This window comes from Alistipes sp. AF14-19, assembly GCF_003461645.1.
Taxonomy (GTDB): Bacteria; Bacteroidota; Bacteroidia; order Bacteroidales; family Rikenellaceae; genus Alistipes; species Alistipes shahii.
The window spans coordinates 108,607-131,311 of sequence record NZ_QTXM01000009.1 but is presented as its reverse complement, the minus strand read 5'-3'; the positions used below and the strand labels follow the sequence as shown (position 1 = coordinate 131,311).

Here is a 22,705-nt window from a genome sequence, read left to right as displayed (position 1 = left end):
TTTTTTTCTCGCAACAATTTTGCGAAAATTCTCGCTTTTCTTGCTATATTCGCGCTAAAACTGACCCGAAACTGTTTTACGATGATTACTTTTCTGGTGTGCCTGGCGTTGCTGGTGACCGCATATTTCACGTATGGACGCTATCTGGAACGGCTCGTCGGCATCGACCCGGCGGCCCGGACGCCTTGCAGCCGCCTTTACGACGGCGTGGATTACGTGCCCCTGCCGAGGTGGCGCATTTTCCTGATCCAACTGCTCAACATTGCGGGGCTCGGCCCGATTTTCGGCGCCGTGCTCGGTGCGGCCTACGGGCCGGTGGCGTTTCTGTGGATCACCTTCGGCGGCATCTTCATGGGTGCGGCGCATGACTTCATCGCCGGGGTCATCTCGCTGCGCCACGACGGCGCGAGTCTTCCCGAGACGGCCGGGGTCTACCTCGGCGGCGGCATGAAGATCGTCATGCGGCTCTTTTCCGCCGGGCTGATGATCCTCGTCGGTGCGGTGTTCCTCTCGCAGCCCGCATCGCTCGTCGCGGCCCGCCTCGACGTCCCGTCACTCGAAGGCATCGCTTTCGGCGGATTCTCGTGGCTGCTGCTGATCGTGCTGGGCGTGATTCTCGTCTACTACATCGCCGCCACGCTGCTGCCTGTCGACAAGATCATCGGCCGCATCTACCCGGTCTTCGGCTTCGCGCTGCTGTTCATGGCCGTCGGCATCCTCGTCGTGCTGCTTTTCGGCGGCGAATACACCATTCCGGAATTCACCTCCTTCGAAAACTGCATCGCCGATGCGAAGGCCTTCCCGATCGTCCCGATGCTCTTCACGACCATTGCCTGCGGCGCCATCTCGGGCTTCCACGCCACGCAGTCGCCGCTGATGGCCCGCTGCATGCGCAACGAACGCGAGAGCCGCTCGGTCTTCTACGGCGCGATGATCTCCGAGTCGATCATCGCCCTCGTCTGGGCCGCCATTGCCATGGCCTTCTGGGGCGACGTCGCGGGGCTGAACGGCGCCATCGCCGAATACGGCGGCCAGGCGGCCGTGATGATCGACGTGATCGCCAACAAGACGCTGGGTCCGGCGCTGGCCGTCTTCGTGATCTTCGGCGTGGTGGCCTGCGCCATCACCTCGGGCGACACGGACACGGCCTTCCGCTCCGCGCGGCTGATCGTCGCCGACTTCATGGGCGTCGAGCAGCGCACGCTGCGCAAACGCATCTATATCTGTATTCCGCTCTTCGCGTTGGGACTTCTGATCATCTTCGGACTGCCGTTTCAGACCATGTGGAGCTATTTCGCGTGGATGAACCAGACCCTCGCGGCGGTGACGCTCTGGATGATCGTCGCCTACCTCCGCCACCGGGGGCGCGCCGTGTGGGTGGGGCTGATTCCGGCTCTCGTTATGACGTATGTCTGCGCCAGCTATATCTTCGTTTCGCCGCTGATGCTGGGCATGCAGAACCGTACGGCGGCTTACCTGCTGGGCGGGGGCGTGACGCTCGCGGTCCTTGTCGCCATGATTTTCAAACTCAAAGACAACGATGCAAAAGGCATATCTTGAACCTACGCCCGACCAGACTTTCGAGGTGGTCGGCGAAGGACCCTGTAATTTCGTGAAAGTCCTCGCCCGGTCCCGCGAGATGCAGGCCGCCGGCGATATAGAAGGAGCCTGCAACGAGCGTTTTCAGGCCTTCCAGCGTCTTGCGGAGCTGATTCCCGAGGACGAGGAGATCAATCTCGAATGGAGCCACCGCAATTCGCGCGCGGCGCTCGAACTGATCTTCGCCTCGGCCATCGACCACTTCCTGATCAACAATTTCGAAATGTCGGCGGCGCTCTTGGAAATGCTGCTGGAACTCGACCCCGAGGACCATCTGGAAGGGAGCGAACTGCTGGCCTTCGACTACCTGGCCTTGGACGAGCAGGAGCTGTTCGACGAGGTGATCAACGACGTGTCGGACAAGCATCCGGGGCGTGAGGTGCTGCTGCTGTGGTCGGCTTTCCGCCGTGACGGACGATTGCCCGAAGGGGAGTTGCAGCGATTCCGGACGCATTTTGCGCCCTTCTTCGCCGAATTTACCGCCGACGAGCATCCGGCCGACGAAGCGTATCTGCGCGACATCGGGAGCGAACGACCCTCGCCCGCCGCGCAGGCCCGCGAACTGTGGCTCCAGACCGAAAATCTCTGGGTGTTCTGGCCCGGCTTCATCGACGCCCTGCGCGCCGCCCGCTGACGGGCGCCCGCGTGCCGGAGGGCGAAGCCCCTGTCCCGCAAAACAGAACCGCAGCCCGGATTTCCGGACTGCGGTTTTTTGTCGTACCCTCCTCCCTGCGGCCGGGGACCTACGCTTTCTCTCCGTTCATCAGCTTGTTGAAGCAATGGCGGCAGATCGGTTCATAGCTGTCCTGTGCGCCCAGCATCACCTGCTTTTCGTCGCTCGTGAGGCGGTGCGAATGGTGGGCGAGGTTGCCGCAGCGGACGCAGATGGCGTGAACCTTGGTGACGTACTCCGCCGTTGCCATCAGCGCGGGCATCGGGCCGAACGGCTTTCCGGTGTAGTCCATGTCCAGACCCGCGACGATCACGCGCACGCCGTTGTTGGCCAGCCGGCGGCACACGTCGACGATGCTTTCGTCGAAGAACTGCGCCTCGTCGATGCCCACCACGTCGACGTCGGCGGTCATCAGCAGGATGTTCTGCGGCGACTCGACGGGGGTGGAGCGGATGGCGTTCGCGTCGTGCGACACGACCTCCTCCTCGGAATAGCGCACGTCGATCCGGGGTTTGAAAATCTCGACCCGCTGGTGGGCGAATTTGGCTCGTTTCAGGCGGCGGATCAGCTCCTCGGTCTTACCCGAGAACATCGAACCGCATACGACTTCGATCCAGCCCTTGCGGCTGGCATTTTCTAAAAACATAAGTGTAAATAACTCTTTTTTTGTTTATCAGGTTCGCCGCAGCTCCGAAGGAGTCGGTTTCCGCGGCTTATGTTTCGGCGCAGATAATTCCCCTGCCTCCCCCTCCTCCCCTTGAAAAGGGGTGACTTTGGCCCGAGGGTGTCCTGTCCGGGAGCCTCCGCAGGGCTGTCTTGTGGGGCCGGCATACAAAGATAACCGGTTTTTTCTTTTCTGCAAAGCGAAACCGGGGCTATGACGCCCCGGCGGTTCCCGAAAAACGATCCGGCCCTCCCGCGAGGGGAAGGCCGGATGCGGAACGTGCCGTGCCGGGCGGATCGTCAGTTCGATGCGGGGAACTTGTAGGCCACGGCCACGGGTTTTTCGCAGATGCCGACATACTCCTTCACCTTTTCCATCGTCTTCAGACTGTAAACGTAGAGGCTGCCGGGCTTGCGGCCGGTCGCCGTCGGGTTGTAGGTGGCGATCAGCAGCTGGTCGTCGTCGACCACCGCGGAAGAGGTCGACGGTACGGCGTTCGTGCAGATGTCCATGATCTGTTCGCCGTCGGGCAGCGTGATGTCGGGCTTGGCCCCTTCGGCGGGAACGACCGGGTCGACGCCTGTCATCGCCCAGTGATAGATCTTGTTGTCGTAATCGTAGTAGGCGTTTCCGTTGAGCTTCGTCGTGACGATCCGGGTGTTCGCATTCATCAGCATCGGCTGCACCTCGTCGTAGGTCTTGATTTCGGTCGGACTCGAAAGCGATGAACTGGTGCTGATGATTTTGACGGTTTTCGGCGCCCCTTCGATCGTACGGGCGATGCAGTAGTATTTGGAAGCGTCGTACTGTCCCGCCCCGATGCGGCCCGCTGCCATGTTGATGAATTCATACCCGTCGGGTGCGGCGTATCCCGCGATTCTCGAATTGGGGAATCCGGTGATTCCGGCCTCGGAGAACATGAGGATGTCGCGCACTCCGGCGGTTTTCGAGGCGAACAGTCCCTGCCGGCCGTATCGTGCGGGGAAGGGCGTTTCCCGCACGATGAGCATGTCGGTCGAGAATTCGTAGCGGTAGGCCCTCTCGTCGTCGCCGATCAGATAGGCCCAGTGAGCGGTTCCCGACGTTCTTTCGCCCAGAATCTCTCCGGTGCGGACTCCGTATTCGTCCATCCCCTTCATGCGATAGGTGACGCTCAGCGTCACGGGGTCGAGGCGGTAGATCGAGCCTTCGTCGTCGCCCGAGGAGATCAGAATTCCCGAAGCGTATCCCGGCGAGGAGAATACGTAGACGTCGCGCAGGCTGCGGAAGTCGTATTCCGGGTTGATCGTCAGCAGATTGTCCCAGATCTCCTGGGCGCCTTCGGCCTCCTCCTGCGGAGAGCGTTTCTTGACGAAGGCGAGCGATCCGGCGCCCTCGTCGTCGTTGCAGAGGATCAGAAAACCTTCGTCGAACCCGGCCTGCACGCGCAGGTCGTAGTAATGGAATCCGATGCTTTCGCCGTTGTCGATCCGCAGGCGCAGCACGTAGCTGCCGGCCTTGTCGAAGGCGTAGTCGAGCGTCGGCGAACTGGAAATGAACGTCGTGTCGACCATGCCGGGGAAGTCTCCCGCAGGTTTTCCGTAGGACCATTCGTAGACGAGGTCCTGCCCGCTTTCGCTCTCCACGCGGAGTTTGTCGAGGTGGAGCGTTTCGGTAGCCTTGGCGTAGATGGTCCGGTCCAGACCGCTCACCGTGATCGGGGCCAGCTCCCGGTACTCCTCTTTGTCGAGTCCGTAGCAGGAGGCCAGTGCGATTCCGCAGCAGAGCGGCAACAGATATTTCGCAAGTTGTTTCATGGCGCTTTCGGTTAATAGTTATTTGCCGGGTCTCTCCAGCCGCCTGTCGTTACGTTGACGCTTCCGGTCGTATAATACTCCAGGTCGGGGTAATTGGTCGAATAGTAGTCGAACAGCGGGCAGAGCACGTAGCGGAGCCAGGCCATCTTGTGGGGGTTCTGCCGGTTGACCATGAATCCCATGCTCATGCGCAGCTGCTGTCCGTTGAGTCCCGTGTAGTAATCGTTGTCGATGTTCTCGCCGTACTGTTCGACCATCGACGCGTAGAGCGTCGGGTTGCTCTCCGCGATTCCGTGGTAGAGTTCCAGCAGTTTCCGGTATTTGTCCTGCCGGAATTCGCCCGTGTACTGATACCACTGCTGGGTGGCGGAGTAGTACCACCAGTAGGGGCAGGCGGCGGTTCCGTCCGAGATCAGGAACCGGTAGACGTTCCGGGGCACGCCTTCGAATTCTTCGTTCTGGGCGATCTGGAGCACCAGCGACGCGGTTTTCGTCATAATCTTCTCCGTGCGCTTCAGCGTCACGTCGATCTGCCCTTCCACGGAGCCGGCCGGGACGATGAGCCTGTCGATCGTGTAGTCTTCGTTCTCGACGGCGTCGATCAGCTCGCGCTGTACGCCGCCCGTGGTGTAATTCGAGGTGGTGTCGTGAATGGCCCTTACCTCGAACGTCCGGTCGCGGTCTGCCGGCATTCCCAGCAGGGTCACGGTTACGGTCTTCTTGACCTCTTTCACCGATTCGTCGAGCAGGGCGAACGAAAAGTCGGTCGAGAGATACTGGTCCAGACTCGGATAGTTCTCGTATTTGAAATAGAGTTTGTCCTTCTGCGACGTGTCGTACATCAGCCACGTGTCGGAACAGGAGGCGAATGCCGCGACGGTTCCGGTCAGGACGGCTATTTTGAAAATGAGGTTTTTCATAAGTCTTGCGTTATTGTCTGTAATTGTCCTCTACGCTCTGCGGGATGGGCATCGTGTAGGTCGCGTCGTCGGTTCCCGCGAAATTGCCTCCCGGTATCGCGATGTCCAGCTGCAATCGTTTCATGTTGAAGAAATCCTCGCCGTCGGCGAAAAACTCCTTCCGGCGTTCGTTGATGATGTTGTTTTCGGTGATTTTGCCCGTTTCGCGCTCGGCGAAAGGCGTCAGGTCGCGTGACTTCACCACGTAGTCGAGGTATTCCGTCGCCTTGTCCGGGTCCTTCGTGAGGTTGGCTTCGGCCACGATGTAGTACATTTCGGGAATCCGGATCAGACTCGGTCCGGGGATTGATTTGCCGCTGTACGTGGGGTTGCTCTCTCCCTGGGCGTACATCTTGTTGTAGTGCTTGATGCACCACGAATTGCCCGTGTCGAACCAGGTCGAGTAACGCTTGTCCGTGCCGGCCAGGTCGGTGGAGTAGATTTCGGAATACTGGCTGGAGAGCGCAAGGGTTCCGCCCTGGTAGATGTGATTCCGGTAGAAGTTGTAGGTGTACTGCGTCGAGTAGAGCCCGAAGACGGTCTCCTGCATGTTGAGCGTGCCGGTCTCCACGGCGTTCCAGGCCTCGGCGGTCGTCATCAGCGGGAATTTGCCGCTGTCGATCACCTTCTCGGCGTAATCCTCGGCCAGGTCCAGTTTGCCCATCGTCCAGTAGGCGCGGGCCAGCAGCGCCTGTACCGCGTAGAGGTTCAAGTGCGTGATGCGGCAGCTCGTGAAGCCGTCGGAGGCGTTGTCGCGGGTCGCCGTCACCAGTTCCTCGTCCGCCGCGAGGTATTTCTCCGCCTCGGTCAGGTCCGCGACGATCAGTTCGAACACCTTGTCCAGCGAACTGTACGGGGTGACTTCGATGCCGTATGTGGTCACGTAGGGAATGGCCTTGGCTTTGGCGGCGGCGTCGCCCGATGCGAACGGCACGGCGAAGATGCGGGCCATTTCGAAATGGAGGTAGGCGCGCAGCGCCAGCAGTTCGCCTTTGTAGAGCCGGATGTGGCGGAATTCGTCGTCGGATTTGGGCAGGACGTGCATCAGCGCCTTGTTGACGTATCCGATGGCCTTGTATCCGTTGATCCAGAGGTTTTCGGCTACCGTGATGGCGTTTTCGTGCTCCCACAGGCGCTGTACGACGTAGGCCAGGTTGTCGCTCTGGCTGATGGTGAAGTTGCCGGTCATCAGTTCCGGATAGGCGAACGTGAGCGCGTAGGCGAAGAGGTTCTTGTTGGTTCCCATCTCGGTATAGATGCCGTAGATGGCGTCTTCGCAGCCTTCGGCCGTCGAGAAAAGCTCCTTGTCGGTCACTTCCGATTTGGGATTGACGTCGAGATACGCCTCGCAGCTGCCCAGCAGCAGCGGCAGGGCCAGCAGGATGTAGCTGTATTTTTTCATTCGTTTCATGGTCTCGGCAATATTAGAACGTGGGACGGAATGTCAGGTTGATGGTGCGGCAGTAGGGGTAGCTCGTACCGCGTTCGTACTTGACGGTCGAAAAGCGTACGATGTCCGATACGCCGACACCTACGGCCAGACGCTTGAATCCGAGCCGTTTGAGGAATTTCGGCTGGAATTCGTAGGTGAGCGTTGCGCTCGAAAGCCACAGTTCGTTGAGCCGCTCCACGAAACGCTCCGAGTTGTGCGGGGTCGTCGAACGCCGCTCCTTGATGGCGAGGTAGCGCGACAGGTCGCCCGGGTTCTTCCAGCGGTCCGTAAAGGCGCGTTCGTCGACGTTGTAGCGCGGGTCGATGTCTTCCACCTTCTCCCAGAGGGTTTTGTTGTAGGTGTCGCCGCCGAAGGTGTAGCTGAAGACGAAGTTCAGCGACCATCCCTTGTAACGCAGCGTGTTGAGCCACGTGCCTTGCAGTTTGGGCTGCGTGTTGCCCACGACCACCTCGTCCTCGGCGTCGTACTTGAAGGTGTATTCGCCGTTTTTGTTGATGAAGATTTCCTGTCCCGTGGCGGGGTCGATGCCGGCCGAACGCACGGCGTAGATGTCGTACTGCGAGCCGCCTTCCCGGAAGCGCAGTTTCAGCGGGTTGTCCTCTTCGAGCTGATAGGCGGTGTTCTTCAGCTTGTCGCTGATCTGCTTGATGCGGTCCTTGACGTGCGAACCGTTGATGACGCTCGTCCACGCCCAGTTCTTGTTGCGGATCACCTGCCCCGCCACCGAGAAGTCGTAACCTACGTTCTGGTTCTCGCCGAAGTTCACGACGATGTCCTCTGAACCGGTCGACGCCGGGAGGGGAATCGTCATCAGCTGGTCCTTGGTGGTGTTGCGGAAGTAGTCGAAGCTCATCACCAGCCGTTCCTTGAAGAGCGTGAGGTTGATGCCGAAGTTGTTCTTCAGCACGCGCTGCCACTTCAGCTCGGGGTTGCCCATGCGGATCGGCACGGTTCCCACGCCGGTGTAGTAGATGTTGCTGTTGCTGTACTTGTAGGTCGTGATGGCCTGATAGGGGCTGCCGGTGGTTTGGCCGTTGTATCCCCACGACCATTTGAGGCGGATCACGTCGATCCATTCGACGTTTTCGAGGAACTTCTCCTTGTGGAGGTTCCATCCCAGGCCGAACGACCACATCGGGGCGAACCGGTTCTCCTTGCCGTAGGCCGACGATCCCGACGTGCGGTAGGAAACGTCGGCGAAGTACCGGTTCCGGAAGTAGATGTTGCCGCTGGCGAAGAAGCCGACCTTTGCCAGCAGCGTCTCGGTTCCGCTCGGGAGGTTCGAGGAGTCGTATCCCAGGGCGTATTTGATGTCCGAGAGGTTGTCCTTCAGGAAACCCATCGCCGTGATGTAGGAGGTCGTGGCGTTGGTGTGCTGGATGTCGCTTCCGGCGTTGATCACGAATCCCGAGCCTTCCTGTCCGATGTTGCGGCCGTAGTTGAGCACGATCTTGCCGTCGTAGTTGAACGCCTTGCCCGTGCCCAGTCCGTAGAGACCGCGCTTGGCCGGGTCGTTCTCGCCGAGGAACTGTGCATCGTCGGGCGAAACGTATTTGTCCGACTGGCTGCTCTTGACGTCGATGTTGAACTGTCCCGAGACGTAGAAATCCTTGGTCACGTACCATTTGGCGTCGACCGTGTTGCGGAGGGTCTGGTTGCGCGAGGTGCTGAAACTCGACAGCGTGGCATTGTAGAGCGGGTTGGCCTGGTAGCCTTCGCTCGTCGTCGAGGTGTCCTCGGGGTCGAAATAGAAGGCTTTGACCAGTTCGCCGTACTCGTCGTAGGGCGACTCGTAGGGGTTGAGTTTCGTGTAGGCGCTGAATTTGCCGTAGGGCGAATCCGTTGCGTCGGTCAGCGTGTAGTTGGCCGTGTAACGGAGCGTGAGTTTGTCGCGCATGTGGTAGCCTATCGAAAAGTTGAGCGTGTAGTTGCGGCGGTTGTCGCCCTTCATGACGCCGTACTTGTCGCTGAAGCGCAGCGACGCGCGGTAGTCGATCTTCTGTGCGCGGCCGCTCAGCGAGAGCGAGTGGGTGTGGCTGAACGGTACGCGCAGCGGGGCGCGTATCCAGTCGGTGTTGACGCCCCGGCGGACGTTCTGCAATTTGTAGGCGTAAGCCTTGTCCATCGCGCCGTTGTCCGATTCGTAAAGCCCGGCTAGGCGTTCCAGTTCCAGTTTCTGCGCCGCGTTGCAGAGGTTCATCGAACTCAGGTCCGGGATGCTCAGCTCGGGCACGAAGTTGTAGCTCAGGCGGGGTTTGCTGTCGGTCACCTGCTGGCGTTCGATGACGATTACGCCGTTGGCCGCCCGGTCGCCGTAGACGATCGAGGCCTGCGCGTCCTTCAGGACGTCGATGCGCTCGATTTCGTACATGTCGAGGTCGTACAGCTCTTCCATGCTGATTTCGGCGCCGTCGAGGATGATCAGCGGGTTGTTGTAGGCCTTTTCCTCGGCCGAGGTGGCGATGGAGTTCGAGCCGCGGATCAGGATTTCGGGAATGGCGTTGGGGTTCGAGCCGAGGGCGTTGTTCTGTACGACCACCATGCCCGGGGTCACGGCGCTCAGGGCCGACATCAGGTTGGTGTTCGAGATGGCCACGAGGTCTTCGCCCTTGATCGAGGTCACCGAACCCGTGTAGGTGCTCTTGTTGCGGGTGAACATGCCGTTGACCACCACGTCGTCGATGCGCGTGCCGCCCTCCTTGAGGGTGACGTTCAGGCCCTTTGCCGAGCCGGTGATGATCACCTGCTGGGTCTCCATGCCCAGGAACCCGACTTCGAGGACCGCAGGGCTGGTCTTGGTCGAGAAGGAGAAGGTGAACTGGCCCTTTTCATCGGTCGAGACGCCCTGTCCCGAGCCGCCTTTCAGAATGACCGATGCGCCGGGGAGCACCGTCTTGCCGGCGTCGCGCACGGTTCCGCTCACGGTGAACTTGCGCATCTTGACCGTCGAGTCGTAGACCAGCACGACGTTGTTCTCGATGGCGTATTTGAACGTTGACCCGGCGATGCACTTGTCGAGCAGTTCGTGTACGGTGACTTTCTTGAATTCGCCGCTCACGGCCGGGAGCCGGCGGATGTCTTCGGGGTCGTAGGCGAATTTGATGCCTGTCTTCCGGGTGATTTCGTCGAGCACCGCCGTCGCGGGTCTCTCCGTCAGCGTGACGGTAAGCGTCGCGTTCAGGTTGATCGGTTCACCCCCCCCCTGCGCCCGGGCCGTAGCGGCTGTGCAGCATAACAAGCCCACGACCAGCGACAGCCGCAGCGCACGGCTGAAAAGTTGTAGAATTCTTTGCATGTGTTTGGGTTTTAGGCAGACCGGCCGCCCCGGCCGGTCTGCTCGGGTTTTAGTTCTTCTGTGACGGGAACAGGCTGCGTTCGAGTACGTAGATCATGCCCTGGTAGTGGGCGCGGGTCTCTCCCGTAGCGCTTTTCACGCGCGAACGCAACAGTTTCAGGATTCGGTCGTTGACGTTGACGAACAGCGCGCGCGACTCGTCGATCGACCGCAGCTGCACGTTGTACTGCCAGCCGTAGCCCGACGACAGGGCGTCGCTGTTCCAGAGCTGCGAGGCGACGTATCCCTTGCCATGCTCCTCTTCGGCCTCGCGCAGCGGGCCGAGGTAACGCTCCACGATGCCGCTCCGGTCGAGACCCATCAGCGCGATCTCGTCCACCGAGGGTGCGTAGGCCTCCGCGATGCCGCCCAGCTTCATGCGCTTGGCCTCGCTGGAGGCGACGTCCGCGGCCGCGTCGACGAACATCCGCTGGATGAGCCGCTCCGACGGCGACACCGGGCCTCCCTTGATCGTGCTTTCGAAGACGATGTTGTAGAGGTCGTCCATATACTCCTGCGGCGTGTAGGGATCGTCGGCGATGTGCGACGAGAGCGTGACGTTCTTATAATAGGTGAAGAACGCGCGGCAGAAGTTGAAGCGCAGGATGAACGAGAGGTCCACGTGCAGCGGCAGTTTTTCGGTCAGCGCGGGCTGTTCGAGCCATGCCGAGTCCTTCATCTGCGCAAGCACCCATTTCAGCGATGCGCGCTGCAACTCCTTCGGGACGGAAACGGCCTGCGGACCGCCCGCCGTGTTGCTGTTCACGTCCGTGAGGTAGATGCCGCCCACGTTGAGCATCACGGCGTTCACGTAGCGCGCGAACTGTCCGGCCGCGGCCTCGTAAAGCTCCGTGCGGATTTTCAGGTCGGGGTCCTCCTCGTCGGTGATCCACTCCTCCATGTGCGAGAGGACGTATTTGAGGTTGCCGATGCCGTAGTCGCCGGCCTTGATGTGGTCGTCGCCGAGGTCCTCCTCGATGGCGGTGGGGTCGTAGCGGGCGATCACCTGCTGGCGGCCGTAACGGTAGATCGGGTCGCCGACCTTCTCGTCGATCCATCCGCGGATGGTCTTCTCCTCGTCGAACATGTCCTTCTTGTCGGGCAGCGGCGTGTAGGCGTATTTGATGACGTAGTCGTCATAGGGTCCGAGGTCCGGCGGGGTGAGTTTCACGCCCTTGTCGCCCGGCTGGGCCACGTAGTTGAAACGCGCGTAGTCCATGATCGAGGGGGTCGTGCCGTGCTGCTGCGTGAACGATGCGCTGCGGAGCGAATCCACGGGGAAGGCGCTCGATGCGGCCATGTTGTGCATCAGTCCGAGGCAGTGTCCCACCTCGTGGGCGAGGATGTACTCCAGCGACTCCTGGAATACGTCGTCGGGCAGCTCCTTGCCGCGCACGCGCTCGTCGACCTGTGCGGTCTGCACGAAACGCCAGTTGGCGGCCAGCTTCACCACGTCGTTGTACATCAGCACCGAGGCGTTGATGATCTCGCCCGAGCGGGGGTCGACCCACGAGGGTCCCATGGCGTTGGCCACGGCGGCCGGGACGTAGCGGATGCAGGAGTATTTCAGGTTGTCGGGATCGAATTCGGGATCGTCCTTCGGGAAGTCCTCGATGTGCATGACGTTTTTGAATCCGATCTTCTCGAAGGCCTTGTTCCAGCGCAGCACGCCGCGACGGATCGGTTCGCGCCACAGCGCGGGGAACGCGTCGTCGAGGTAGAAGACGATCGGCTTGACCGGCTCCACGAGTTCGCCGCGTTTCCAGGCCTCCAAGTCTTTGGGCTGGATGTTCCAGCGGTTGATGACCGAGAAATCCTCGATCTTGTCCTTCTTGCCGTTGATGCGCGACATGTCGGTCAGGAAGATGCCGATGCGCGAATCGGCCAGGCGGGGCCGCATCGCCTCTTCGGGCAGCAGCAGGATCGTGCGCGTGACCTTCACGGTCATCGGCTCGTCCTTCTTGATGACCATCAGGCCCAGCAGGTCGGCCGTCACCGAGTAGGAGAGATAGGATTTGACGGTCACGTTGTCCTCGAAGGACTTGATCTGGTCGATCACCGAACCTTCGGACTTGAACTTGCCCGTGATGTTCACCACGCCGCCCTTGGTGCTTTTGATCGGGGCGAGCAGTTCGTTGTCGCCCGAGAAGAACTTGGTCATTTCGATCACCATTGCCGAGCTGTCGCGGTTGTAGCAGACCAGCGGGTAGGAGTGCATGATCGGCGGGAGGGTGCTCCGGCCGATGGCCTTGGACATGTGGGGATCGTTCGTGTCGTGAACGGGCGGCACGACGGCCTGCGAGAGGTAGATCGTCGTGTCGATGCGCGTGAACTTGACGTGGATGGGGTCCGTGGGTTTGTAGCCGATGGTCCCGAGGTTGGTGTCGCTGGCCTCCGAGATCGTGGAGGCGATCAGCATTTCACGGCCGATCGTCTTGAGGGGGACCTCCACGTAGAGCTTTCCCTTGAGCTTGTGGAGCGTCAGGAAAGGCCCTTTGGCGGTGAGGCACGATTTGTCGTTGACGAACATTTTGGTGTACTTGTCGACTTTGGGTTTGGCGACCTCCTCGGTTTTCGATTTTTTCTTTTTGGATTTCGAGGCCGCCGCCCCCGACGCCGGGGCGATCAGTAGGCCTGCCGCCAGGAGCAGGACGCAGAGTTTGGATAGTGAACGCATATAAGTAAAATTGGTGAATAGACGTATTTTTGTAAGTATATAACGTGTTTAAGTTTCAGAATGTTAAGAAAAAATCGTTTTGTCGTATGATTTGTTTTTGCCGATATCCTGTTCGGGTGCGGGGTCGACGCACAAAGATATAAAAAATAGGCCGAATGGTACATTTCGGCCGTTTTTTGACCCTGTTCCTTTCGGCCGCAAATCCCGGAAAACGGGGTTCGGCGGGCGGTTTTGCTGCCCTATGGTCGCAAAACCCCTGCCGCGCGGCTGATGGAATATTGCGCGGCAGGGGTTGTTTTCCGGAAAGCCGGGGATTTACTTGCAGTCGTCGATGCGGGTGATTTTGGCCCCGAGGGCATTCAGACGGCCGTCGATGTCCTTGTAGCCGCGGTCGATCTGGTCGATGTTCTGGATGGTCGAGACCCCTTCGGCCGACATGGCCGCGATCAGCAGCGCCACGCCCGCACGGATGTCGGGCGAGGTCATGCGGGTCGCGCGCAGGCATAGCCGGTGGTCGTGGCCGATGACCGTGGCGCGGTGCGGGTCGCAGAGAATGATCTGTGCGCCCATGTCGATCAGTTTGTCGACGAAGAACAGGCGGCTTTCGAACATTTTCTGGTGGATCAGCACGGCGCCGTTGGCCTGCGTGGCCACCACCAGAAAGATCGACAGCAGGTCGGGCGTCAGTCCCGGCCACGGGGCGTCGGCAATGGTCATAATCGAGCCGTCGAGGAACGTGTCGATGCTGTAATGGTCCTGCTGGGGGATGTGGATGTCGTCGCCCCGCTGTTCGAAACGGATGCCCATGCGGGCGAACTGCGCGGGGATGATGCCCAGGTTCTCGAACGACACATCCTTGATCGTCAGCTCCGAACGGTTCATGGCGGCCATGCCGATGAAGCTGCCCACCTCGATCATGTCGGGCAGCAGCCGGTGCTCCGTGCCGCCCAACGCTTCGACGCCTTCGATTTCGAGCAGGTTCGAGGCGATGCCCGAAATCTTCGCGCCCATTCTGTTGAGCATTTTGCACAACTGCTGGAGGTAAGGTTCGCAGGCCGCGTTGTAGATCGTTGTCCGGCCTTTGGCCATCACGGCGGCCATCACGATGTTGGCCGTGCCGGTCACCGACGCCTCGTCCAGCAGCATGTAGGTCCCCTTCAGCTCCCGGCCTTCGACCATGAAGAACTCGTCGGCGATGTCGAAGTTGAACTTCGCGCCGAGTTTCTGGAATCCGAGGAAATGGGTGTCGAGCCTGCGTCGGCCGATCTTGTCGCCGCCCGGCTTGGGGATGTATCCCACGCCGAACCGCGCCAGCATCGGGCCGATCAGCATGACCGAACCCCTCAATCGCGTGCAGCGTTGGCGGTAATCGTCCGATTTGAGGTATTCAAAATCAATGTCGCGGGCGCAGAACGCGTAGGCGTCTTCCGCGAGCTGCTCCACTTCCACGCCCATGCAGCGGAGCAGTTCGATGAGCTGCATCACATCGAGAATCCGGGGGATGTTCCTGACGACGACCCGCTGGGGCGTCAGCAGCGTGGCGCAGAGTATCTGCAACGCTTCGTTTTTGGCTCCCTGGGGCGTGATTTCGCCCCGCAGTCGGTGGCCACCTTCGACTTTGAAAACTGCCATATGTGCTGTCGTGTGTTATCCGTCTGAAAAACAAACCGCTCCGGACCGGTCGGCGCTCATGCCGGCTTCCGGAGCCTCCTTTACTTTACAAAGGTAGAAAAAAGAACGGACGGAAACAAAACTGAATCGCATGCCGTCCGACAAAATTTCCGACCCCTGAAAGTGCCCTAACGGCGCCAAAGATAGTGGGATTCGGGGCTTTTTTCGGGGTTTTGGAAAATATTTTCGCGAAAAACTTTTGCGGATAACTTTTTTGTTGTACTTTTGCAATCCGTAAAAATGTCTGAAACAATAAAAACTATATAGCTATGGCAATGAAGAGAACATACCAGCCTTCGCGTCGCAAGCGTATCAACAAGCACGGTTTCCGCGCTCGTATGGCTACGGCTAACGGTCGCAAGGTGCTGGCTGCGCGCCGCGCAAAGGGCCGCAAGAAACTGACCGTATCGGACGAGTCGACGTTCAAGTACGCTTAATTTCCTGCAGGAAAGATTTAAGGTCGGCTTTTTGCCGGCCTTCTTTCGTTTAATGCCTGTTGTGCCGTTATGTTTTCGATCCGCCGGGCTTCCGAAGCCGATTGCGCGCTGATCCGCCGTCTGGCCGGGGAGGTCTTCCCCGCCACCTACCGCGAGATCCTCGCGCCCGCGCAGCTGGATTACATGATGGAGTGGATGTACTCCGAAGAGAGCCTGCAAGGGCAGTTCCGTGCGGGGCATGTCTGGTTCATCGCCTCGTCCGACGGCGAGCCGTGCGGCTACGTTTCGGTCGAGCGGCAGGGCGGGGATCTGTTCCACCTCCAGAAAATCTACGTCCTGCCCCGTTTTCAGGGCCTCGGCGCCGGGGAGTTTCTGTTCCGCCGCGCCGTGGAATACATCCGCAGCGTGCATCCCGGACCCTGCATGATGGAACTCAACGTCAACCGCCGCAACCGCGCGCTGCATTTTTACGAACGGATGGGCATGCGCCGCCTGCGCGAGGGCGATTTCCCGATCGGCGACGGTTATTATATGAATGATTACATCATGGGGTTGGAGATCGTCTGACCCCGTTTTCAGTTTCCTGCTTATTCCTCCAGCACCCGTTTCACGCCGCGGTTTCCGACGACCGATATGCGGCTGCCTTCGATCAGCACGGCGCGGCCGCGGTTTTTCCGCCGGTTGCGTTCGTTCTGTACGTTGACCGCTATCACGCGGCCGTCGTGGAAGGTCGAAATGTCGGGAAAAATCGTGTGTCCGATCAGGAGCCGGTCGGCGTCGTAACGGCGCAGCAGCGCGTCGGTCTGTTCCGGCGTCAGCGGATCGTATTTTTCATCCGTGCAGACCATCCCGCGGTACCAGACCGGCCCGGCCGAGCGGTACAGGAATTCGAGCGTCGGGTCCTCCCTGCGCTCCTTCGAGGTCCGGTAAAGCCCTTCGCTCATCCGGGCGTTGAGCGTATCCATTTCCAGATTGCGTTCGAGCAGTCGGGCGCTCAATCCCGCGTGTACGAAGAGGTTGCGGCCGATGCGCAGCATCGTGTTGCGGGTCGCGAGCCAGCGGCCGAGTTCCGTGTCGGGCGAAAACAGTTGGCGGTAATTCTCCATGCCGAGTTGCCGCGCCGTTTCGAGGTACTTCCCGCGCGTGTAGCGCACGTCGCCGGCCAGCACCATTCCTTCGTGATTGCCCAACAGCAACACGGCGGCGCCTCCCGCGTCGGCGGCCTCCTGTTCGAGTTTGTACATCAGCCACAACAGCGGCAGCACGTCGTAGCCGCGGTCGAAAATGTCGCCGATCACCGCCAGCTGGTTGTTTCCGTAGCTCCACCGGCAGTCGCCGTCGATCACGCCGTGGGCCTGGAGGAGCGTCGCAAAACTCCGGAAATCGCCGTGAAGGTCGGACGTGACGAACAGTTTCGGGGCCTGCGGGAGTTCCCGGGGACCTCGCTCGACGGCGTGCGGCGTGACGCTGAAGAGGTATGCGCCCCGGCTCGAACGGACCTCGACCGGGCCGCCTCCGTAAGGCATCACGCGGACGCGCCCCCGCTTGTCGGCGGTCGCTGCATAGGCGCCCTTTTCCGCGTCGTAGACGATATAGGGTCCGTCGGCCGGGTGTTTCCGGCAGAGGTTGTATTTCGTCGGTTTCGGCTGTGCTGCGGCGTCCGCCGCCGGGAGGGTGCAGAGCGCTGCGGCCAGAAGCGCTCCGAACAGCAGGGTCAGGCGTTTCATCTTCCGGTGCGATTCGGGGGCGTTATTCGGCCTCCGTCTTGAACAGGTTCACTTCGCCCCGCTCGACCTTGCCGTGCATGTCGGCCAACTCTGCGATTACGGGGGATATGTATTCCAGCGTGTCCGTCACGGCCGATTTGTCGCCCTCGCCCTTGATGCGGTAGAGCATCGCGGCGTAGAGCGCGCGGAAGCAGAGTTCCGTGTCGTTCATCCCCGGGTTGCCCAGAACGCTCCGCAGGCGCGGCAGCTCGGGTTCGAGGCGGGCGTACGTCTGGCGGTAATGCGCGCCGACGGGGAGTTTCATCAGCTGGAGATGCAGGTCGTGCAGGTCCTGAATCAGGTGGAGCGTATGTTCCAGATGCCCTTTCTCCTCCTTGCCTTCCTGACGGAGCAGGTTCGCCAGATCCATGTACCAGAGCAGGAAGACGTGCTTCTGCTCCTCGCCGATGTCCTTGCGCGGGGCGATCAGCGTCGAGAAGATGGCCTCGGGGCTGAATTGCAGCGCCCGGAGCAGATCCTCCAGCTGCCAGAGGTAGAGAATGTATTCGGCGATGTTCTCCCGCCGTTTTGCTTTTGCAATGTCCATAGTTAGAATTCATAATTCACAATTCATCATTCATAATTTTACTTTGCTGAAATAATCAGCATCCGCAAACTCAACAATTGTGAATGATGAATTGTGAATTTTGCATTATTTAATCCACGTTTTCGGTCCCGTGAGGTGCTTGAGGAAGTACTGCTGCGATTTGAGGAGGTTGCGCGACTGGAGCACCATGTTCTTGGTCTCGGTCAAGATCGTGAGGTACAGCATGCTCGCCTTGGTGTTCGAACGGGCCTCGTTGATACGCGTAAGCTCGGATTTGATGGCTTCGGCGATCGACTCGAACAGCTGGTCGCGCATCGTCAGCACCGTTTCGATCTCCGAGAAGTCGCCCTCGCGCAGCATCAGGTTGATGTGGCGGTAGATCGACTCCACGTCGTCGTTGATCGACATCAGGTCGCGGGCCTGCTCCTTCGAAAGCCCCTCGTGGTTGTTGTCGATATGTTCGAACGCCGGGCGGGTGATGTGCATCAGCGCCTTGGTCATTTCGTTGAGGTAATCGACCACCTGCACGTAGTAGTGGGCAGTGTTGACGTCGCCGCCCTGGAGCTTCTTGAGCGTGGGGAGCAGCGAGTATTTCCGTTCGCGCGACTGGTAGAACAGGTCGTTCGACTCCTTGACCATGTCGCGCAGCACCTTGCGGTTCTCTTTGAAGACGGCGATCAGCGTGCGGTCGTAAATCTTCGTGGCGCACTCCATCGTGCGGCACACCTCGTCGCGCAGGTTGGCGATGATGTCCTCGTTGGTGTCTTCATGCTCCTTGACGATGGCGCTCTCCTTGTTCTTTTTCAGGAAATTGCTGTGGATGAGCATGTACCCGCACAACAGCGTGATGACGATGAAGGCCGGGGTCCCGCCGTAGATCAGCGCCAGCCCCACCACGAAGGCGATCAGGAATCCGCCCAGCGCGGTGATGAACCACCCGGCCACGACGGTCATAACGCCCGAAATGCGGTACACGGCGCTTTCGCGTCCCCACGCGCGGTCGGCGAGCGACGAACCCATCGCCACCATGAAGCAGACGTAGGTGGTCGACAGCGGGAGTTTGAGCGAGGTGGCCATGGCGATCAGCAGCGCCGAAGTGGTCAGGTTGACCGTGGCGCGGATCATGTCGTAGGGCGCGCCGCTGTGTTCCACGTCCTCGTATTCGAAACGGCGCGAAATGCTCTCCCGGAGGTGTTTCGGGACTACGCGCTCGATGCCTGCGCTGACGTTGAGGGCTGCGCGGACGATCGTCCGCGAGAAGACCGACGAGCCGTACTGCTGCTGGCCGGCGTCGTCCTGCGCCGAGAGCGAAAGCTCGGTTTCGGAGACGTGCATGGCCTTCTTCGAAGTCCACAGCGTGAGGATCATCAGGATGCCCGCCGTCAGCAGGATCAGGAAATTGGCCGGGACATTCTCGTTCAGCGCGCCCATGAGCATCTGCGTGTCGCCCGCTTCCCGGGCGATGGTGTAGGCGTCGAACCCGGCCACGGGCACGCCGATGAAGTTCACCAGGTCGTTGCCCGCGAAGGCGAGGGCCAGCGCGAAGGTTCCCGAAAGGATCGTGATGCGCAGGATGTTGACTTTGAAACGCTGGATGAAGAACAGCAGCAGCGAGCAGACCACCCAGCAGATGGCGATGGCCGAGGGCAGGTGGTTGTCGATCAGCTGGATGAAGGCATGGTCCGCGAGTATGGATTTGAGACCCTTGAAGACGGCGAAATAGACGATCGCCGTCAGCGAGGCCCCGCACCAGAGCGATCCGTAGCGGCGGAAAAGCGCCGTGTAGCGGAACGAAAAGATCATGCGCGAGACGTACATGACCAGCGTGCCGCAGGTGAAGGCGATCACCACCGACAGCAGGATGGCCGAAACGATACCCATGGCGCGCGAGGTGTTGATGTAGTGTCCGAGCGAGGAGACGCTCTGTTCCGGGTCGTTCGAGATTTTGTAGATAGACACGGCGATCGCTGCGCCCAGCAGGCAGAAGATCAGCGATACGGTGGTCGAGGTCGGGAGTCCCCACGAATTGTAGAGGTCCAGCAGGATGACGTTGGCGAACATGACGCCCAGGTAAAGCATCATCACTTCGTGGAAGGTGAACAGTCCGGGGTTGAACATGCCGCTGCGGGCGACCTCCATCATGCCGCTCGACGTGACCACGCCGATGATGATGCCGACGGACGCCACGGTGAGGATAATCTTCATCGAGGCGGCTTTGGAGCCGATAGCGGAGTTGAGAAAATTGACTGCGTCGTTCGTGACGCCGACGAAAAGACCTGAAACAGCGAGGATTCCCAGAATGCCGACAATGACGGTGTAGATTTCGCTCATGTTGGGGTTTTAGTGCAAATTGTGAACAAATTTACGCCATTTTTTCCGATGAAATGGTTATGACATGGATTGTTAACATTAATTTAACACAGCGTCCCGGCGGAAGATGCCGGATGTTCCCCTGACTGCCGGCCCGCTGTCTGCTGCGGGGCCGTTTCCCCTCCTTTGCTCGGGGCTTTCCCTATTGCCGGAGCCTGTTCTCGCGGCCGCTTCTGTTCCGCCTGTTTTGCCTCTTCGGGTTGCGCGTTCGATTCGCCCGGCGCCCGCGATCCGCAGGTCGTGGACAAACTTGCGGCCCTGCGGCGAAACCTTGCCCCCCCGGCTGACGCAAAAAAGCGGCGGACCGATGATTCGGTCCGCCGCTTTTGCATTATCGGGCGCAGCGCCGGATGGCGACATCCGAAGCCTGTGTGCCGCCTCCGGACCCGGCTCTTTGCGGGGGGCGTGGAACCGGACGGTACGCGGAGGGCCTGCTGCGGTCCCTGAAGCCGGTCTTTTAAGCGGGGCCGGGCGCAGAATGGGCTGTGCCGTTCCGACTGGCCTCTCGCCTCCTGAAGCCCGGCCTTTGCCGGGTTATTCGTCGTCGGTGTCGGTGTAGGCCTTGAGCAGTTTTTCCTGCACGTCGGCGGGAACCTGCTCGTAGCTGCCGAATTTCATCGAGTAGGTGGCCGAACCCGACGTCAGCGACGAAAGGGTCGTCGAGTAGCGGTACAGTTCAGCCAGCGGAACCAGCGCGTTCAGCCGGTCGAATCCCTTGTCCGACTCCATGCCGGCGATCATCGCGCGGCGGTTCTGGAGATCCGACATCACGGCGCCCATGTATTCGCTCGGCACGAGTACCTCGACGCTGTATATCGGCTCCATGATCTTGGGTCCCGCGTTGCGGAAAGCCTCCTTGAAGGCGTTGCGGGCCGCCAGCTTGAACGAGATTTCGTTCGAATCCACCGGGTGCATCTTGCCGTCGTAGATCACCACGCGGATGTCTCGGGCGTACGATCCGGTCAGCGGGCCTTCGTCCATCTTCTCCATGATACCTTTCAGGATGGCGGGCATGAAGCGCGCGTCGATGGCGCCGCCCACGATCGCCGAGTAGAATTGCAGTTTGCCGCCCCACGGCAGGTCGTATTCCTCCTTGGTCTTGGGGTTCAGCACCATGTCGCCCTTGCCGGGTACCTTGTAGTTCTTCGGTTCGCCGATGCCCTCGTAATAGGGTTCGATGATCATGTGCACCTCGCCGAACTGGCCTGCGCCGCCCGACTGCTTCTTGTGGCGGTAGTCGGCCTGCGCGACCTTGGTGATGGTTTCGCGGTAGGGAATCTTCGGCGCGATGTATTCATAGGCGAGTTTGTTCTCCTTCTCGATGCGCGAGCGCAGGATGTTCAGGTGGTGTTCGCCCTGACCCTGGATGATGGTCTGCTTCAGCTCTTTGGAGTATTCGACCAGAATGGTCGGGTCTTCGAATTTGGCGTCGTTGAGCACCTTGCCCAGTTTCTCCTCGTCGGCCTGGTCCTTGCATTTGATGGCGGCGCGGTAGCGGGGCTCGGGGAAGACGATCGGTTCGATCGTCACGGGAGCCGACGGGGCCGAAAGCGTGTCGTTCGTCCGCGTGCCCTTCAGCTTCACCGTGCAGCCGATGTCTCCGGCCATGAGTTCCGTGACCTTGATCCGGTTCTTGCCCGCCACGGCGAACAGCTGCGAGAGTTTTTCCTTGTTTCCGGTGCGGGTGTTCACCAACTCCGCTCCCTCGGCGATCCTGCCTCGGATGACGCGGAAATAGGTGATCTCGCCGATATGCTGTTCCACCTGGCTCTTGAAGACGAATGCCACGGCGGGTGCGGTCTCGTCGGCCGTGATCTCCTCGCCTTCGGTCGAAAGGAATGCCGGGGCCTTCTGCGGACCGGGCGCCACGTTGATGATGAACTCCATCAGACGCTTGGTGCCGATGTCGCGCTTGCCCGAGGTGCAGAAGATGGGCATCACTTCGCGTTTCGAGACGCCGATCTTCAGGCCCGAGCGGATGTCGTCCTGCGTGAGCGTGCCTTTGTCGAAGTAGAGTTCCATCAGCGCCTCGTCGTGTTCGGCGGCCATCTCGACCAGCTCCTTGTTCAGCTCCTGGGCCTTTTCAAGCTCTTCGGCCGGAATTTCCAGCTCCTCGCGGTGGCCGTCGTTGTCCTTGAAGCGGTACATCTTCATCAGCAGTACATCGATGAAGGCGTTGAACTCCGGACCCTGGTTGACGGGATACTGCACGATGACGGGTTTCACGCGCGACGAAGCCCGGATCGACTCGACCGTGGCCTCGAAGCTGGCCTTCTCGGCGTCCAGCTGGTTCACCACGCCGATCACGGGTTTTTGCAGCAGCCGGGCGTAGCGGGCCTGAATCTCGCTGCCCACCTCCCAGCCGTTCTGGGCGTTGAACAGGAAGACGCCCACGTCTCCGACCTTGAAGGCCGAGAAGAGGCTTCCGCAGAAGTCGTCCGAGCCGGGGCAGTCGATGATGTTCAACTTGCGGTCCATGAATTCGGTGAAGAGGATCGTCGAATAGATCGAGCGTTTGTATTCGTGCTCGATATCCGTGTTGTCCGAGAGCGTGTTGTTCGCCTCGATACTACCCCTGCGGTCGATGACCTTACCCTCGAAGGCCATCGCTTCGGCAAGGGTAGTTTTACCCGTGCCGGGCGCGCCGATGAGTACGATGTTCTTGATCTCTTTAGCTGAATAATTTTTCATATTCTCGTATGGTTTTAAGGTTTTTCGGTTAGCCGACTATAAATATACAAATTATTCGTGAAAAACAA

The 22,705-nt window shown here is 60.1% G+C and carries 15 protein-coding genes; 4 read left to right on the top strand and 11 right to left on the bottom strand.

Going from position 1 to position 22,705, the window contains the following annotated elements; all coding sequences use genetic code 11:
* Positions 1 to 81: 81 nt before the first annotated feature.
* Positions 82 to 1,560 carry a carbon starvation protein A gene (locus tag DWW03_RS09600; protein ID WP_022061911.1) on the top strand — a complete coding sequence of 493 codons (1,479 nt, stop codon included), beginning with the start codon at positions 82 to 84 and terminating at the stop codon, positions 1,558 to 1,560.
* Complete coding sequence (locus DWW03_RS09595; protein ID WP_118406664.1) at positions 1,541 to 2,233, top strand: tetratricopeptide repeat protein; 693 nt, start codon at positions 1,541 to 1,543, stop codon at positions 2,231 to 2,233. Before DWW03_RS09600 ends, DWW03_RS09595 begins: the two co-directional genes overlap by 20 nt.
* 109 nt (positions 2,234 to 2,342) lie before the next feature.
* On the opposite strand, the gene DWW03_RS09590 is transcribed toward DWW03_RS09595, so the two are convergent.
* From DWW03_RS09590 to murA, 7 genes are all read right to left on the bottom strand, one after another.
* Positions 2,343 to 2,918: a thymidine kinase gene (locus DWW03_RS09590; protein ID WP_015547702.1), complete on the bottom strand. Its 576-nt coding sequence runs from the start codon at positions 2,916 to 2,918 to the stop codon at positions 2,343 to 2,345.
* A gap of 317 nt (positions 2,919 to 3,235) precedes the next feature.
* Positions 3,236 to 4,732, bottom strand: coding sequence for a hypothetical protein (locus DWW03_RS09585; RefSeq protein ID WP_118406663.1), 1,497 nt, complete (start codon positions 4,730 to 4,732; stop codon positions 3,236 to 3,238).
* Between the two features lie 11 nt (positions 4,733 to 4,743).
* Positions 4,744 to 5,652, bottom strand: a complete 909-nt coding sequence (locus tag DWW03_RS09580) for a DUF4843 domain-containing protein (protein ID WP_118406662.1) — start codon at positions 5,650 to 5,652, stop codon at positions 4,744 to 4,746.
* 10 nt (positions 5,653 to 5,662) lie between these two features.
* Positions 5,663 to 7,102 carry a RagB/SusD family nutrient uptake outer membrane protein gene (locus DWW03_RS09575; protein WP_118406661.1) on the bottom strand — a complete coding sequence of 480 codons (1,440 nt, stop codon included), beginning with the start codon at positions 7,100 to 7,102 and terminating at the stop codon, positions 5,663 to 5,665.
* Between the two features lie 13 nt (positions 7,103 to 7,115).
* Positions 7,116 to 10,439: a SusC/RagA family TonB-linked outer membrane protein gene (locus tag DWW03_RS09570; protein WP_022061915.1), complete on the bottom strand. Its 3,324-nt coding sequence runs from the start codon at positions 10,437 to 10,439 to the stop codon at positions 7,116 to 7,118.
* A 49-nt stretch (positions 10,440 to 10,488) separates the two neighbouring features.
* Positions 10,489 to 13,155, bottom strand: a complete 2,667-nt coding sequence (locus DWW03_RS09565) for a zinc-dependent metalloprotease (protein ID WP_118406660.1) — start codon at positions 13,153 to 13,155, stop codon at positions 10,489 to 10,491.
* A 315-nt stretch (positions 13,156 to 13,470) separates the two neighbouring features.
* Positions 13,471 to 14,787, bottom strand: a complete 1,317-nt coding sequence (gene murA / locus DWW03_RS09560; protein ID WP_015547698.1) for a UDP-N-acetylglucosamine 1-carboxyvinyltransferase — start codon at positions 14,785 to 14,787, stop codon at positions 13,471 to 13,473.
* A gap of 314 nt (positions 14,788 to 15,101) precedes the next feature.
* Between murA and rpmH the strand changes: the two genes are divergently transcribed.
* Positions 15,102 to 15,263 carry a 50S ribosomal protein L34 gene (gene rpmH / locus DWW03_RS09555; protein WP_010261331.1) on the top strand — a complete coding sequence of 54 codons (162 nt, stop codon included), beginning with the start codon at positions 15,102 to 15,104 and terminating at the stop codon, positions 15,261 to 15,263.
* 69 nt (positions 15,264 to 15,332) lie between these two features.
* Complete coding sequence (locus tag DWW03_RS09550; RefSeq protein ID WP_118406659.1) at positions 15,333 to 15,830, top strand: GNAT family N-acetyltransferase; 498 nt, start codon at positions 15,333 to 15,335, stop codon at positions 15,828 to 15,830.
* Between the two features lie 20 nt (positions 15,831 to 15,850).
* Here the strand turns inward: DWW03_RS09550 and DWW03_RS09545 are convergent, their stop codons facing one another.
* The 4 genes from DWW03_RS09545 to DWW03_RS09530 form a co-directional block, all read right to left on the bottom strand.
* Complete coding sequence (locus DWW03_RS09545) at positions 15,851 to 16,990, bottom strand: metallophosphoesterase (RefSeq protein WP_022061920.1); 1,140 nt, start codon at positions 16,988 to 16,990, stop codon at positions 15,851 to 15,853.
* A 22-nt stretch (positions 16,991 to 17,012) separates the two neighbouring features.
* Positions 17,013 to 17,576: a DUF4924 family protein gene (locus DWW03_RS09540; RefSeq protein WP_015547694.1), complete on the bottom strand. Its 564-nt coding sequence runs from the start codon at positions 17,574 to 17,576 to the stop codon at positions 17,013 to 17,015.
* Positions 17,577 to 17,681: 105 nt separating this feature from the next.
* Complete coding sequence (locus tag DWW03_RS09535; protein ID WP_022061921.1) at positions 17,682 to 19,907, bottom strand: inorganic phosphate transporter; 2,226 nt, start codon at positions 19,905 to 19,907, stop codon at positions 17,682 to 17,684.
* Positions 19,908 to 20,480: 573 nt separating this feature from the next.
* Positions 20,481 to 22,637, bottom strand: a complete 2,157-nt coding sequence (locus DWW03_RS09530; protein WP_022061922.1) for an elongation factor G — start codon at positions 22,635 to 22,637, stop codon at positions 20,481 to 20,483.
* Between the last annotated feature and the right edge of the window lie 68 nt (positions 22,638 to 22,705).